This window comes from Rhodococcus baikonurensis, assembly GCF_040489275.1.
Taxonomy (GTDB): Bacteria; Actinomycetota; Actinomycetes; order Mycobacteriales; family Mycobacteriaceae; genus Rhodococcus_F; species Rhodococcus_F baikonurensis.
Window position 1 is genome coordinate 81,321 of sequence record NZ_JBEUOQ010000007.1, and the last position, 14,560, is coordinate 95,880.

At 62.3% G+C, this 14,560-nt stretch carries 12 protein-coding genes; 3 read left to right on the forward strand and 9 right to left on the reverse strand.

Translation table 11 applies throughout. The features are described from left to right. Positions 1-98 precede the first annotated feature (98 nt). Entirely contained in the window at positions 99-1,958 is a 1,860-nt protein-coding gene (locus ABWI03_RS17615) for a DUF4012 domain-containing protein (protein WP_298781003.1), read from the forward strand. Positions 1,959-2,140: 182 nt separating this feature from the next. Beyond that, positions 2,141-3,172, forward strand: coding sequence for an iron-siderophore ABC transporter substrate-binding protein (locus tag ABWI03_RS17620; RefSeq protein ID WP_298781006.1), 1,032 nt, complete (start codon positions 2,141-2,143; stop codon positions 3,170-3,172). Between the two features lie 36 nt (positions 3,173-3,208). Here ABWI03_RS17620 and ABWI03_RS17625 read toward each other — a convergent pair whose 3' ends face one another. From ABWI03_RS17625 to ABWI03_RS17650, 6 genes are all read right to left on the reverse strand, one after another. Further along, positions 3,209-3,712 carry a GbsR/MarR family transcriptional regulator gene (locus ABWI03_RS17625; protein WP_003942377.1) on the reverse strand — a complete coding sequence of 168 codons (504 nt, stop codon included), beginning with the start codon at positions 3,710-3,712 and terminating at the stop codon, positions 3,209-3,211. Between the two features lie 74 nt (positions 3,713-3,786). Then, on the reverse strand, positions 3,787-5,025 hold the full coding sequence (locus ABWI03_RS17630) for a hypothetical protein (RefSeq protein WP_298781010.1): 1,239 nt from the start codon (positions 5,023-5,025) through the stop codon (positions 3,787-3,789). Positions 5,026-5,056: 31 nt separating this feature from the next. Next, positions 5,057-7,039, reverse strand: coding sequence for an ArnT family glycosyltransferase (locus ABWI03_RS17635; protein ID WP_298781013.1), 1,983 nt, complete (start codon positions 7,037-7,039; stop codon positions 5,057-5,059). Positions 7,040-7,132: 93 nt separating this feature from the next. Continuing rightward, complete coding sequence (locus ABWI03_RS17640; protein ID WP_298781016.1) at positions 7,133-7,645, reverse strand: GNAT family N-acetyltransferase; 513 nt, start codon at positions 7,643-7,645, stop codon at positions 7,133-7,135. A gap of 122 nt (positions 7,646-7,767) precedes the next feature. After that, positions 7,768-9,066: an HNH endonuclease signature motif containing protein gene (locus ABWI03_RS17645; RefSeq protein ID WP_353798837.1), complete on the reverse strand. Its 1,299-nt coding sequence runs from the start codon at positions 9,064-9,066 to the stop codon at positions 7,768-7,770. 47 nt (positions 9,067-9,113) lie between these two features. After that, on the reverse strand, positions 9,114-10,007 hold the full coding sequence (locus tag ABWI03_RS17650; protein ID WP_298773179.1) for a dihydrodipicolinate synthase family protein: 894 nt from the start codon (positions 10,005-10,007) through the stop codon (positions 9,114-9,116). Positions 10,008-10,078: 71 nt separating this feature from the next. Here ABWI03_RS17650 and ABWI03_RS17655 point away from each other — a divergent pair, with 71 nt between their 5' ends. Further along, complete coding sequence (locus ABWI03_RS17655; RefSeq protein WP_095969936.1) at positions 10,079-10,987, forward strand: LysR family transcriptional regulator; 909 nt, start codon at positions 10,079-10,081, stop codon at positions 10,985-10,987. Positions 10,988-10,993: 6 nt separating this feature from the next. Here the strand turns inward: ABWI03_RS17655 and nadC are convergent, their stop codons facing one another. The 3 genes from nadC to nadA are packed head-to-tail and all read right to left on the reverse strand — an operon-like array spanning position 10,994 to position 14,471. Further along, the gene (gene nadC / locus ABWI03_RS17660) at positions 10,994-11,866 is read right to left on the reverse strand and encodes a carboxylating nicotinate-nucleotide diphosphorylase (RefSeq protein ID WP_095969935.1); all 873 of its coding nucleotides are present in this window, start codon (positions 11,864-11,866) and stop codon (positions 10,994-10,996) included. Continuing rightward, positions 11,866-13,437, reverse strand: a complete 1,572-nt coding sequence (locus ABWI03_RS17665; RefSeq protein ID WP_095969934.1) for an L-aspartate oxidase — start codon at positions 13,435-13,437, stop codon at positions 11,866-11,868. Before ABWI03_RS17665 ends, nadC begins: the two co-directional genes overlap by 1 nt. Next, a complete protein-coding gene (gene nadA / locus ABWI03_RS17670) occupies positions 13,434-14,471 on the reverse strand; it encodes a quinolinate synthase NadA (protein WP_095970016.1) in 1,038 nt (345 codons plus the stop codon). Before nadA ends, ABWI03_RS17665 begins: the two co-directional genes overlap by 4 nt. Between the last annotated feature and the right edge of the window lie 89 nt (positions 14,472-14,560).

Below are 14,560 nucleotides of genomic sequence, written 5' to 3' on the forward strand. Positions count from 1 at the left end.
CGAACCCTACTGTCTCGTCTAAGTTTTCACCACTGGTCCAAGCCTGCTAGACATGTCGACGCAGCTTTCACGCACTCAAACGTCAGGAGCTTCAGCGGATGAACAACGACACGGTGGGACCAAAGTCCGACGACGATTCCGGGGCTGAACCGAAGGGCTCCGGCACCATCCCACCGAGCGCACCGGAGCGCGAACCCAAGGGGACGACTGCGTTTCCGCGAAGCCGTCGAACTGCGGTTGCAATCGCGGCAACGACGCTGGTCGTGGGTGGTTTCGTGGCCTGGCTCGGGTACACGGCATACGAGGCGCAAGACAACCTTGAAGCAGCTCGCGACCATGCGCAATCGGCGAAGAGCGCACTCCTTGCCGGGGATACTCCGGTCGCAGAGTCCGCTGCGGCGGAGGCCGATCGAAAAGCATCCGACGCATACGACAACACTCACTCACTCCCCTGGAACATCACCGCCGCAATTCCGGTCATCGGCTCGCCCTTCGACTCGACACGCCAGATGACCGAGGTCGTCCAGGGACTCACGCGTGACGTTCTCGGCCCTGCCGTAACTGCCGGAACTTCACTCGCGCCAACGGAATTGGTGCAGCCTGGCGGACGCTTGGCACTCGCACCGTTACGCGAGGCGGCTCCGAAACTGGCTGAAACAGCTATCGCCGCGGAATTGCTGTCGTCGCAGGCACAGGAAGTTCCCGAATCGAAGTACCTGAGCCGAGTTAACGATGCCCGAGCAGAATTACAGTCGCAGACAAGCGAACTGGCTACCCTCCTGACGAACACCGCCACCGCGGCGCGCATCGCACCGTCAATGCTCGGCACCGACGGTCCGCGCAATTACTTCATCGGCTTCCAGACCAATGCGGAGGCCCGCGGAACCGGCGGCCTGTTGGGTGGATACGGCATCGTCCGAGTCGACGACGGCGCCGCTCGGGTGGACACACTCTCCCCCAACTCCGAACTAACGCTGGACAATCAACCGATAGACCTTGGTCCTGACTTCAATCAGCTGTACGGAAACAGTCGACCGACCACCGATTTTCGCAACAGCAACCTCAGCTCGCACTTTCCGTACGCGGCGCAGATCTGGCAGTCCCTGTGGTCACAGGAATCCGGCGGTGAGATGGTCGACGGTGCGATAGCGACAGATCCGATCGCCCTGAGTTACCTCCTCGAGGCTGTGGGACCGGTAGAGATGCCGGACGGGGAGTCCGTCACTGCCGACAACGTCGTGGAACTGACCGAGTCGACCGCGTACGCACGCTTTCCCACCGACAACAAGGCACGAAAGCAGTATCTGCAGACCATCGCGGCTCGTGTCGTGGAGAAGATGACCGGGAACATCAAGTCACCGAGCGCACTGCTGGAAGCTCTGGGCAAGGGCGTCAGCGAGGGCAGAATCGCAGTGTGGAGCTCTCACCCCGACGAACAATCGGTTCTTGCCGACACGGTTCTCGGTCATACGATTCCCGGAGATGCGGCGCCCTATGCGGGTGTGGTGATCAACAACCAGGCCGGCAACAAGCTCGACTACTACCTCACGAGAGAAATCGACTACACCGCTGAGACGTGCACCGGCGATACCCGAAAGACGACGGTCACCGTTCGACTGACAAACAACGCACCCGACGCCGAACTGACCGAATATGTCAGTGGGATCGTCGACAACCCCGGTCGACTACCCAAGGGCACCAATGTGGCTGCAGTCACACTACTGGCAACGGCCGGAGCGAAACTCGACGCAGTCTCGGTGGGCGGACAGATCTCGTTTGCCGTCAACGGATCAGAGCAGGGTCACCCGGCTTTCATGACCAGGGCGGTCATTCCCCGAGGACAGACTGTTGAACTGAAGTTCGATCTGACCGAACCCGCAACCGAGGGTGAAGCCCGCGTTCCCGTCCAGCCGCTGGTCGACGAGCCGAAGATCACCGTCGACGTGCCTACCTGCTGAACGCGATCGGCAAGCGTCGACGGGTTCCCCGGTTATGTCGACGTTTGCCGATCCGTGAACTTTCAACAGATTTGAAACTTTAGCGAAGGCTAGCCTATGCTTCCTGACGCGCCTGGAACCGGCCGTCGGCTGTGATCCGTCGGAGTCACACTCCTCGGCGCATCGACAACGGAAGGTTCTCCATGCGATACGCCCGTGTGCGCTCACTTCGCCGAACTCTGGCTCTGAGCAGCTTGGTCATTGCCGCTCTTGTGGTCGGTGGATGCAGTAGCGACAACACCGAAACCGATTCGAGCAGCACCGACTTCGAGACCGTCACCATCGAAAGTGCGCTCGGAAACGCCGTCATCACCGAAAAGCCCGAGCGAATCGTGACACTCGGAATGGGATCGGCGGAGACCGTGATCGCACTGGGCACGATCCCGGTCGGCGTCGAAAAGTACGCGTGGGGCAGCGACGACACCGGGTATCTGCCGTGGGTGCACGAAGCGGTCACGAAGCAAGGTGGAGAACTGCCGGAACAGTTCACCGGCGGAACCGACCTCAACATCGAAGCGATCATCGCTCTCGAACCCGATCTGATTCTCGCCCCCTGGTCCGGCATCACACAGCAGCAGTTCGACTCGCTCAACGCGTTTGCGCCGACTGTGGCCTACGCAGAGAGTCCGTGGACCATCACGTGGGAAGAGCAGATCAACGTCATCGGCAAAGCCATGGGCGAATCCGAGAAGGCAACAGCCGAAATCGACAAGATCAAGTCGCAGTTCGCGGAATCGACTGCAGCGCATCCGAACTACGCCGACGTCAACTTCTCCTTCATCTACAACACGGGCCCAGGAACCCTCGGCGTCTTCTTCGCGGAAGAGCAGCGCGTGGCCATGGTGCGTGCACTTGGCTTACAGGTGGATCCCGTCGTCTACACCTTGACGGAGTCGGAAGGAACAGACTCCGCCGTCATCGGCCTCGAGAACGCAAACCTCCTCGACAAGTCCGATCTGCTCTTCACCTTCTACTCGGGCCCGGCCAATCGGGCCGAGATCGAAGCGCAGCCCGCTTACCAGGCCATCCCCGCTGTGGCTCGGGGAACTGTCATCGCTCCGACCGAGCAGCCCTTCGTCACGGGTTCGTCGATGATCAACCCACTGACCGTGCCCTGGTCTCTCGAGCGCTACGTTCCGATGATCGACGAGGCAATCGCGAAGCTGAACAAGTGATGTAGATCAGTATCGTGCGATCGAGAAGCCCGCGTCCTATTCGGATGCGGGCTTCTTGCCGTCACGTTCGGCCTTGAACCGCATCCATTCGCTGCTCAGCATGCGATTGTCGATGATCCACCCCATGTAGTCCCGCATATTGAGCACGCGAATGTACGCGGGGCCGTTGGGGTTTGCATACTGCAACGCCTCGGTCGCGAGCTTGCGCTGATTCTCGAGATACACGTGCTCTGTTTCGAGGAATCCGCCCCACACGTCTGAATCCATGACGTAGTAATGGGTCCGGTCGCGAGGCTTGCGCGTGAGCTTGACGAAGCCCCGGTCGATCAACCTGCGGATGTAAGTGGACACCGATCCGCGACTGGCCCCGAGCGCCTGCGCCAACTCCTCCGCACTGACTCCCGGCGACTCGCTGATCAACAGGTAGCCCGCAATGCGTCCTTCGATGCGAGCCCCACCACCGGACTGCCAGTACACGGAGAACTGGTCGATGAACCAAGTGGAGAAATCGTCACCGCGAGCAGGGCTGGCATCGCCCATTCGTTGAGCCTCCGACGTCTCTGGGTACAAAAACTGGGTACGAACAATTCCCCGCTATTCTGCCAGCAGCACCCTCACTGAGCCGAAAGCATCAGTCCTGGTGTAGTTGCAATGAACTCGAGTTGCTCGATTGCCAAGGGTGGCGCTGTCGTGGAGGCAGCCGATTTCACGAACTGGGTCACCACCACGGTTTCGCCGGAGGGGTGGACAACCCGGACCGTGTCGTCGCCCGAGCCATCGGGATCGACCAGGCGAGTCACCACGGTGGCGTCGGGCATCGTGAGTGTCTCACCTGGTTCCGGCACGGCCGTACCAATCGCTATCTCGACATCCCCGCGGCCGTCCGCAGTCGAGACGACGATTCGCTCGCACGCCCCACCCTGCCCGTAATCGTCTGGAACCAACGAACCGAGCGGACGTTCCAAGGTGACACCTGCCGCGCCGAGATTCCTCCAACGTGCATCCAGCGCCTGGTTCAGTCGGTCGATATCCATTCGCGTCGCAGTTGGGCCCGCATTCACGGAATCGGTGTAGCAGGATGCCATCGGTGGCGGCGTCGAGTCTGGAACCGGTGCTGTCACCGCAAGTCCTGGCGTGGTCGCGACCGCAATCAGTTCGTCCATAGTCAAAAGCGGGCCGCTACCCGTAGAAGTGCCGGTCGACGTGTCGATGCTCGCAACAACTCTGGATCCGTCACCGAGATACGCGACAACACCGCGCTCGCCCCCGACTTCCGAACCGTCTTTGTCTTCGAACTCTGCAATGTCCAGCACTGTTCCGTTCGCGAGGTGCTCGCGCCGATCCACAAATCCCTCCAAGCACGGCGGCACCGCCTGATCCCATGCACGAACCTGAACCGAGATATCCGCACTCTGTCCGGTTCGAGTCAAGGTTCCGTTCGCCGACGTCGAACCGCTGAACTCGATCGGGTCGACTCCATCGGGAAACGAAGCGCCCCGGTAATTCTGGATCGGCGCAAACTCGAGCGATTGCGACGGACTCGCAAATACAACCTCGACATCGGAAGGTAACGATTCGAGTAGTGCATCGCTCATAGCGGTGGCCTTCGGCCCCGAGAACCACGGATAATCCGGATCGTCATAGCCAGGCTCGCCCGCAGAACCGTAGTTGAATCGCACCGGCGGACCCGGCGATTCCACCGAATCGCAGCCAGGAATCGACGTGCCCGCGTCCTCGTTCGTCACCGCCGCAACGACAGTTCCCAAGGCGACGATCGAGACGATCACCAACCCGTCGCGCCAGGTCCATTGCTCGCGACGACGTTTCGGCTCGTGTGCAGTGCGCCCAGACATGTCTCGATCATGGCCTACGGCAACAACTACGTTACTGTCCGACATACCCGGTGAGGTCGTACACCGTGGAATTTCCCACCGTCGTCGACGTGAAATTGGCCTCGACCCAGTCCTGGATGGCACTCGACGTGCCGTCCCCGCCTTGGCTGTTTCTCTGGCTTCCACCCTGGCCACCGGCAATGTAGTAGTGGATTTCGCCGTCTGCCACGTATTGGACGAACTGGTCCAGCGTCGGTGCGGGATCAGAACTCCAACCGCCGATGGCCATCACCGCAGTATCGCTGGCCAACTCGTAGGTTGCTGCGCTTTGCGAACCGTTGGTCGCAGCCGACCACGTGGTGCCCGCATTGACCAGCATTGCCGTCAACTCTGAAGTACTTTCGCTGCCACCGCCCGCTTCTGGCCTACTTGACACGAGATTATCGGTCGTCTCAATCGGTGGGGCCTCACCGTCTCGCTGCTCTGGGCTCCCACCGATGGCTCCTCCCCCGCCCAGTCCGGAATCGGACACCGCACCTGTTGGTCCAGCCGTGGGTATGGACCCGCCGTGCGCTGTCGCAGCGGTGGCAATTGCGTAAGACGCCGAACCGGTTATCCCTGCCAACGAGCCGATGATCAATCCAGCGACAGTGAGCTTCCGGAATCGATCCTGCGCTCCCATCAGAATCAGGATCGCGCCGACGACTGTGCCTGCCAACAGAATCCATTTCAGCATCGGCAGCCAGTCGGCGTTGCGATGCAACAACACCCAACTCCAGATTCCTGCGGCCAGCATCATCGCCGCCAAGCCGCAACGCCCGATCCAGCGGGCACGAACCGCCCACAGCGCGTATCCACCGGTCCCGATCATTCCTGCGACGGCAGGTGCAAGCGCAACTGTGTAATAGGGATGGATCGTGCCGGACATGTAGCTGAAGATCACGCCGGTCACGAGAAACCAACCACCCCACAGGATCAACGACGCACGGAGTAGATCTGTGCGCGGTGCGCACCCACAGGCGAGGAGGCCGAACACCAACGCGATCAGTGCCGCGGGGATCAACCAGGAAATCTGTATGCCCATCTCGCTGCCGAACAGTCGATCGAGTCCCGTACTCCCCCCGAAGCTCGAACCTGCACCGCCACCGTTCATTCCGCCACCGGTGTTGCCGAAAAGTCGACCCAACCCGTTGTATCCCAACACCAAGTCCATGACGCTGTTGTTGGTCGACCCGCCGATGTACGGGCGAGAATCGGCCGGCCACAGCCAGACAGCAAGTACCCACCACCCGGCCGATACGATCACCGCCGCGGCTCCGATCACCAAGTGGACCAAACGAGTTCGCAGCCGTGTCTGTCCGGCAATCACATACGCAACTCCGAATGCAGGTAATACCATCAAGCCTTGCAACATCTTGGTGAGAAAAGCGAATCCCAGTGCAACACCGGCGAGGGCTGTCCACATCGCCGCTCGTCGACCCGCCACCGTGCTCATGGCCCGCACCACGAAGTAGCCGGCAAGAGTCATGAGCAGAACCAGCAGTGCATCGGGATTGTCGAACTTGAACATCAGAGCGGCAGCGGGCGTAGCTGCCAACACAGCTCCCGCCACAAGACCCGCAGCAGGCGACGCCACTCGTTTGACAGCCGCATACACGAGCGCAACCGATCCGACGCCCATCAACGCCTGCGGAACGAGGAGGCTGGCACTCGAGAATCCGAAGATTCGTCCGGACAGACCCATCACCCACAATGAGGCGGGAGGTTTGTCGACAGTGATGAAATTCGAGGTATCGAGGGAACCGAAGAACCACGCTTTCCAATTCTGGGAGCCGGCCTGCGCCGCCGCAGCGTAGAAGGTGTTGGCGTAGCCACTCGCGGTCAGATCCCACAAATACAAGACCGCCGTTGCTGCCAACAGGATCGCCAGCGCCAAACCTGTACGGCGAGTGCGGAACCACGACGGCGAGGGCTCGGCTCGATGGGCAGTTGTTGCCGGCCGATGAGGCGGGGCCGGATGCAGAACGGCGGTCATCAGGAAGTCCCTTCACGAGTTACTGTCCTGCCAACGATCGCGCTTTCAACCCCGGCGGCACTGGGAGCCGACTGGAAAGTTGCTGTGAATGAATCAGGTCAGGGAGCGCTCGAACAACACGACGCTGAACCAACCGTTGTCGACAACATCTCCGAAATCACGACGCCCGACCTCGACAAAACCCGCGTCCCGGTAGTAGCGGCGCAATCGCACGTTCGTTTCCACACAATCGAGCCGTAAGTACTGCGCGCCTTCCTCCGCGGACCGTCGAAGCGCCCAGCCGAGTAGCCGTTCACCCATCGAGGTGCCCGAAAACGCTCGATCGATGACCAACCCGTGCACGTAGCCAGCAGGCTCATCCGAATCCGGCCAGACCACAGGGTCCGACCAGATCAACCGCAACGCGCCGACAATTCTCGACTGCACGCGGTCTCGTGCGACAAAGAACTCGCCACGCGAGATCTGGGCCCTGATCTGCTCGAGAGTTATTTCACGCGGATGCCACTGGATGATTCCGCGTTCTGCCAACCAATCCTCTGCCGAGTGCCGTAGCGCCAGAATCTCCGGACCATCGGTGTCGACTGCCCGCACAACGTCCACAATCATGCGCCTCCCTCACATCTGTGGCCGTTCAGAACAACACGGCCTCCAGGCTCCGCCTCGGATATACCTGCGAGATGGAGCCTATCGGCGTGAAGTTGTGTGGCTGTCCGGGTCTCACCACCCGCTCAGGTTGTGAAGGTGGTGTTCGCCGGCCGCGGGTGCCGCTGCGGATCGATCGACGGCGGCGGAATGAACCACGGCTTGTTGTCGACGCCGATCCGGATCTCCCACTTTCCGACGAACCCGGATTTGCGATGCATCAACCGATGATGCGAACGGCACAGCAAGACAAGGTTGTTCATCACGGTCGGGCCGCCGTTGGCCCAGTGCCGGATGTGGTGCGCATCGGTCCAGGCGGGCACGCATGTGCAGCCGGGGAACGCGCAGCCTTTGTCTCTCGCGATCAATGCCACTCTCTGTTCGGCGGTGACCAACCGTTTCCCGGGTTTCACATCCAACGGCGCCCCGTGATCATCGAGTAGGACAGTTGACAGGAAGCAGTCGCACCCGAGAAGCCCGGTCTGCGACACCGACAGTGGTCCGAGCCAGGGCATGTGCCCCACATCGAGATCCGACACAGACCCGCCATCACCAGTTGGTGTTGCGGCGCAATCCCGGTGCTCAGCCAGATCCCGGGCATTGATGTGCACCTTCACGTGCGGCCGCTGACCACCATCCATACCGGTCTTGGCGCAGTCCAGATACCGGCGGATCAGTTCGGTGAACCCGTCCGCGGTCCGCTTCGCCGCCGACCGAGAATCCGGCGTCCCGTCCGGTGCCGGGGTCGGCATCGTCAGATTCGACAACGCCGACAACAACATTTCGCCGGTGAGGGCGTCGAAATCCCCACGCACCACCACCCGACCATTCAACGTCGAGGCGATCCTCAACTCGTTGCGGTCGACGTCTTCGGCGGGTGGAATCTCATCGGATTCGAACAACCGCTCCAACGTCGCGATCACATATCGGACCTTCGTGGTCGTTGCTTCCACTCCCGAGGCGGCAGCCAACAACAAATCGATACAGCGAGGCATCGCCTCGTCCGGCATCCCCTTCGGCGGCGACTCACAAAACGAGATAATCAAAACGGCATGATCGAACGAACAATCCCCGCAATCGAACCGGGCTGCCACCGCGGGAAAGGGCCGCAGCGCCGCACCGAGGGCGGCGATCTTCTTCCCGTCCCGAACCTGGAGCATCGTGTTCGCCGCCAACCACGCACCCACCCCGCGGCTGGCGATCACCTGATCATCCGGACGCAACGAGAGCTCGTCGACCACTGCCACCCGAATGGCCTCGAGACGCAGAATCTCCGCGCTCGCGGACACGGCAGCCTCACGTAGCTCCGCAGCCGTCAACTGCCACAGGCGTCCGCGTAACCCCACCGCAGAGCCCGACACCACATCCGATGACAGAACACTCATTGAATCCCCCGATCCCCACCTCAAGCATACTCGAACACACGTTCGAGTCAAGAGCGGTAGACCTCAAGTGCCCGCGCTACCGATTCGTGACTCGCAGCCAGCAACGGCAGTCGCACACGGGGAGTCGGAATCTGCCCCAACGCGTGCAACACGCCCTTGATGACAGTGGGGTTCGGTTCGGAGAACAGAGCTCCGGACAGCGTCGACAACCGCCGCCCGAGGTCACGGGCGCCGTCGACATCGCCACTGTCCCAAGCCTTTACCAAGCGAACGAACTCCGCGGTCGACACATGAGCGGACGCCAAAATGCCGCCCGAGGCACCCAAGGCAAGAAGCGGCGCCAGAAACAGATCATCCCCCGCCAGTACGGCGAAGTCGTGCGGAAGGTCCGCGAAGAGTTCGACGGCAGCTGAGTCGATACCGCCCGCGGCATACTTCACACCGACAACCCCGGGCAAAGTACCCAGCTCCCACAAAGTGCCACTATCCAGATCGCACGCAGTTCGGTACGGCACGTGATAGACGATCAGCGGCACTGGGCTCGACGACTGCAGATGCGCGAAATGCGCCACCACACCGGCTTTCGACGGCCTCGTGAAGGAGGGAACCGGCACCAAGGCCGCCGAGACCTCAGGCCACCGAGCCAGCCTCCCGAGCGCCTGCGCACTGCTCGCCGTGTCGTTGCTGCCCGCGCCGACGATCAACGTCGCACCTCTCGCACGGCACACGCTCGCACAGATATTCAGAACGGTCTCCCTCTCCCACTCCGTGAGCGTTGCAGTTTCCGCTGTAGTCCCCAGTGCAACGAGTCCGACCGCGCCATCGTCGAGGACCTGGTGCGCGAGCTGCTCGAGCGCATTGGTTGCAACACGCCCGTCGCTCTCGAACGGGGTGATCAGCGGGACATGGATTCCGGCGAGGTCGACTCGAGTCGTAGTCATACAACTCAGCCTCACCGAACAAACCTTGCAGGTCTAGTTCGTATTTCCGTCTTCCAGCGTAAGCTGAGCTGATGCTTGACGTTCGTCGACTGAGGCTCTTACGCGAACTGGCGTTGCGCGGAACCATTGTTGCCGTCGCCGAGGCGTTGTCGTTCAGCCCCTCCGCGGTGTCGCAGCAGTTGGCGGTTCTCGAACGTGAAGCCGGAGTACCTCTGCTGGAACGCACGGGACGCCGTGTGCGCCTCACACCTGCCGGTGAGAACCTCTCTCGTCATGCCGAAGTCATCCTGCAACGCCTGGAGCAGGCGTCGGGTGAATTGGTCGACGCCCGGCGTGGACTCGCCGGGCCGCTTCGAATCGGAACGTTCCCGACCGCAGCACGAGCGATCCTCCCTCAGGCCTTGATCGCACTGTCGCACGAACATCCGGGGCTGGAACCGATGGTCTCGGAGATCGACCCAGCTGACGTCGCCGACGCGTTACGAGCCGGAAATCTGGACTTGGCGTTGATTCACGATTACGACTTCGTCCCTCGCCCCACGGAACCGGGCCTGACGGCGCTACCACTGTGCAGTGAATCCGTGTACCTGGCCTCGAGCGACACCGAGTCGGATTCCGACGAGGCTGTCGCTTCGCTGACCGACTGCGTGGAACGTGCGTGGATTACCGCGATTCCCGGAACTGCTTGTCATGCAATGACTATTCGCGCGTGCCAAGCTGCCGGGTTCACACCTAAAGTACGTCACCACATAGACGAGTTCGCCACAGTTCTCGCTCTTGTTGCTGCAGGACAAGGAGTTTCACTGGTCCCCGAACTCGGAGCGAGTCATCCACCTCCAGGGGTGCGGCTCACGCCGATGCCGATTCGACGGCGAACCAAGATCGCTCACCGAGCAGGCTCCGACGCACACCCAGCGGTCGCAACCGTCACACGCGCGCTTCGCTCGGCAGTCCCGCCACTGCTGGACGCCGAGCAATAGCGGCTATTACATGTCGAGTCCGAGGTCGAGCACCGTCACCGAGTGCGTCAGTGCACCTACGGCCAGGTAGTCGACACCGGTTCTGGCGTACTCTGCGGCAACGTCGATGGTGAGACCACCGGAGGATTCGAGCTTGGTTTCGGGAGCAACAGCGTCTCGGCGCTGGACTGCGATCTGCGTCTGCCACAGCGGGAAGTTGTCCAGCAGAACAAGTTCGACTTCTTCCGCCAGCACCTGATCGAGCTGAGTGAGATTGTCGACCTCTACCTCGCACTCGATGTCCGGCGCGAGTTCACGGACGGCGCGAAGTGCGGCAACCACCGAACCGGCAGCGGCCACGTGGTTGTCCTTGATCAACGCCGCGTCACCCAACCCCATCCGGTGGTTGACTCCGCCGCCCACGTGGACTGCATATTTCTGCAGTGAACGCAGGCCGGGCAGCGTCTTTCGACTGTCGCGCACCTTGGCACGAGTGCCGGCAATGGCGTCGACCCACTGCGATGTCGCCGTGGCGATTCCCGAGAGATGGCAGACGAGGTTGAGCATCGTCCGCTCTGCCGTGAGAAGTCCGCGGGTGGGCGCGACAACGGTGAGCACCGATTGACCTGGCGCGACCCGAGTTCCGTCGGACACCCGATCGACGATCTCGTAGTTACCCGCGCCGATCACTTCGTCGAGAACAAGCAGTCCGACGTCGATGCCGGCGACCGTTCCCGATGAGCGCGACACGACCGAGGCCTTCGCGACCGCATCGGCGGGAACCGTTGCGGTAGAAGTGATATCAGGGCCATAGCGCAGATCCTCGTCCAGAGCGAGCCTGACCAACGTGAGCAGCTCGTCACGGTCGAGCGGCGCGGGCAGGATCTTCTGCTCGGTCATCAATGAACTCCTGTCAACAACATGTCGGGTATTTCGAGCGTTCCATCGGCGCCCATCTTGATCCGAGTGCTGCGACGCTGATTCGGATCTGTTTCAGGATAGTCGGTGCGGGTATGGCAACCACGGCTCTCGGTTCGCGCCACGGCCACGTCGACCAATGCAGTCGCGGTCAATGTGAGCGCCGCGTCTTCGAGGTCCGCAGCAACCACCGCCACCGTCTGCCGAGCGCCGGCAAGCGCGGCTCGCGCAGTCTGGAGACCACCTCCGTCGCGAACTACCGACGCGTGTGCCGTCATGACGGACTGCACGGTCCCTCGCGGCAGGATCGGCATCGGCTTGCGCACCACATTGACTACCTCGGCATGAACCTCGCGACGCTCGGCAGCTGCGATTCCGGCGCGCTCCCCGACCACCAACCCCTCCAGAAGGCTGTTGGACGCAAGACGATTCGCGCCGTGCAATCCCGTGCGCGCCACTTCTCCTGCTGCGTAGAGTCCAGGCACTCCAGTGCGTCCATGGACGTCGGTGGCGACTCCACCGCACGAGTAGTGCGCGGCCGGAGCGACCGGAATGAGTTGGGTCCGTGGATCGATGCCTGCTTCGAGACAGGACGCAGTGATGGTCGGGAAACGCGAATCGAAACCGTCGAGCTTGCGGGCGTCGAGGTAGACGTGATCGGTGCCGAGATCGCGTAGGCGTGCTGCAATTGCGCGCGAGACCACGTCACGCGGGGCGAGATCACCCAGCGGATGAACACCTGCGGTGACCGAATCGCCGTTGGTGTCGACAAGAATCGCACCCTCGCCGCGGACCGCCTCACTGATCAAGGGTCGACGACCTAGTCCGCCGGGGGTGAAGAGCACCGTCGGGTGGAACTGAACGAACTCCAGATCCGCGATCGCCGCGCCAGCCTCGAGCGCCAACGCGATTCCGTCGGCAGTTGCGCCGGGTGGATTGGTACTGCAGGCATACAGCTGACCGAGTCCACCGGTAGCGAGCAGGACCGCCGGCGCATGGATCACCCCGAGCCCTTCCGGCGAGGAGACGATCAGTCCGCACACCCCGCGGCGGTTGGTCACCACCTGAACTGCTGCGGCCCCGAACAGAACGGGCAGGCCGGCAGCATTGAGAGCTCGCTGCACTTCCGCGCCCGTGGCGTCACCACCGGCGTGGATGATCCGACGCGTGCTGTGCCCACCCTCACGGGTGCGTGACACTTCGCCGTCCCGCCCGCGGTCGAAGACCGCACCCAACGCGGCCAGCGCAGCAACAGCATCGTGACCAGCTTCGACGATGGAGTAGACGGCTTCCTCGTCGCACAAACCGACGCCGGCCTCACACGTATCCGCAACGTGCGACTCGACGGAATCCGTATTCAGATCGTCGACGACCGCGATGCCACCCTGCGCGTACTGAGTCGCGGTGTCCGTCGGGCCACCCTTGCTGACAGTGAGCACTTTCAGCCCCCGCAGAGAAGCGGTGCGCGCAGCGGTGAGGCCCGCAACACCGCCTCCCACGACGACCAGGTCGGCATGAGCCTCCCAGGCGAAACGCCCGGCAGGACTGGTCACTCGCCGCCGCCCGGATTACCGATCTCGATCATGCGCTGCACCGATTTCTGTGCGCGCTTGGCCATCTCGAGATCGACGTGGACCTCGTCCTTGCCCTCGAGAAGGCAGCGAAGCAACGCGGCTGGCGTGATCATCTTCATGTACGGGCACGACGCGCGGTCGTTGACGGCCTGGAAATCGACGTCGGGCGCCGCCTTGCGCAACTGGTGCAGCATCCCGATCTCGGTCGCGACCAGAACCTGCTTGCTCTTGGTGACGCGCGCAGCGTCGAGCATTCCGCCGGTGGAGAGGATCTTGACCTTGTCCGCGGGGACCGCGCCTTCACCGGCGAGGTACAGAGCCGAAGTAGCGCAACCACATTCAGGGTGCACGAACAGCTCGGCGTCGGGATGCGACTTGGACTTGGCCGTCAGCTCGTCGCCGTTGATGCCGGCGTGCACGTGGCACTCACCAGCCCAGATCTGCATGTTGGTACGGCCGGTCACGCGCTTGACGTGCGCTCCCAGGAACTGGTCGGGCAGGAACAGAACCTCGCGGTCGGGATCGATCGAGTTGACCACGTCGACGGCATTGGACGACGTGCAGCAGATGTCGGTGAGACCCTTCACCTCCGCCGTGGTGTTCACGTACGACACCACCAGCGCGTTCGGGTTGTCAGCCTTCCACTCACGGAGCTGCTCGGCATTGATCGAGTCGGCCAGCGAGCAGCCGGCTCGCTCGTCCGGGATCAGGACGGTCTTGGACGGCGACAGGATCTTCGCGGTCTCCGCCATGAAGTGCACGCCGCAGAAGACAATCGTGTCCTCGGGCGCCTCGGCAGCGATTCGCGAGAGCGCCAGGGAGTCGCCGACGTGATCGGCGACGTCCTGAATCGCGGGCAGCTGGTAGTTGTGCGCAAGAATCGTCGCGCCGCGTTCGCGAGCCAGACGTTTGATCTCAGCGGCCCATTCGGGCGTCGCTTCGACTCCGCTGTATCCGCCAGGGCCGTCGTGAATCTGCGAGGCCGATCCCTCCCATAACGTCGTGGTCGTCATGGCGTTCTCCTTCACCGTGAACCCGGGCTCGTCACCCAGTTCAAATCCGGACGGGCTGGCCCGGATTTCCGTATTCGAGGTTTTCGACT

Excerpts from the sequence above, each read along its gene's own strand:
- ABWI03_RS17615 (WP_298781003.1), top strand. The coding sequence starts at position 99 with ATGAACAACGACACGGTGGGACCAAAGTCCGACGACGATTCCGGGGCT.
- ABWI03_RS17620 (WP_298781006.1), top strand. The coding sequence starts at position 2,141 with ATGCGATACGCCCGTGTGCGCTCACTTCGCCGAACTCTGGCTCTGAGC.
- ABWI03_RS17625 (WP_003942377.1), bottom strand. The coding sequence starts at position 3,712 with ATGGGCGATGCCAGCCCTGCTCGCGGTGACGATTTCTCCACTTGGTTC.
- ABWI03_RS17630 (WP_298781010.1), bottom strand. The coding sequence starts at position 5,025 with ATGTCTGGGCGCACTGCACACGAGCCGAAACGTCGTCGCGAGCAATGG.
- ABWI03_RS17635 (WP_298781013.1), bottom strand. The coding sequence starts at position 7,039 with ATGACCGCCGTTCTGCATCCGGCCCCGCCTCATCGGCCGGCAACAACT.
- ABWI03_RS17640 (WP_298781016.1), bottom strand. The coding sequence starts at position 7,645 with ATGATTGTGGACGTTGTGCGGGCAGTCGACACCGATGGTCCGGAGATT.
- ABWI03_RS17645 (WP_353798837.1), bottom strand. The coding sequence starts at position 9,066 with ATGAGTGTTCTGTCATCGGATGTGGTGTCGGGCTCTGCGGTGGGGTTA.
- ABWI03_RS17650 (WP_298773179.1), bottom strand. The coding sequence starts at position 10,007 with ATGACTACGACTCGAGTCGACCTCGCCGGAATCCATGTCCCGCTGATC.
- ABWI03_RS17655 (WP_095969936.1), top strand. The coding sequence starts at position 10,079 with ATGCTTGACGTTCGTCGACTGAGGCTCTTACGCGAACTGGCGTTGCGC.
- nadC (WP_095969935.1), bottom strand. The coding sequence starts at position 11,866 with ATGACCGAGCAGAAGATCCTGCCCGCGCCGCTCGACCGTGACGAGCTG.
- nadA (WP_095970016.1), bottom strand. The coding sequence starts at position 14,471 with ATGACGACCACGACGTTATGGGAGGGATCGGCCTCGCAGATTCACGAC.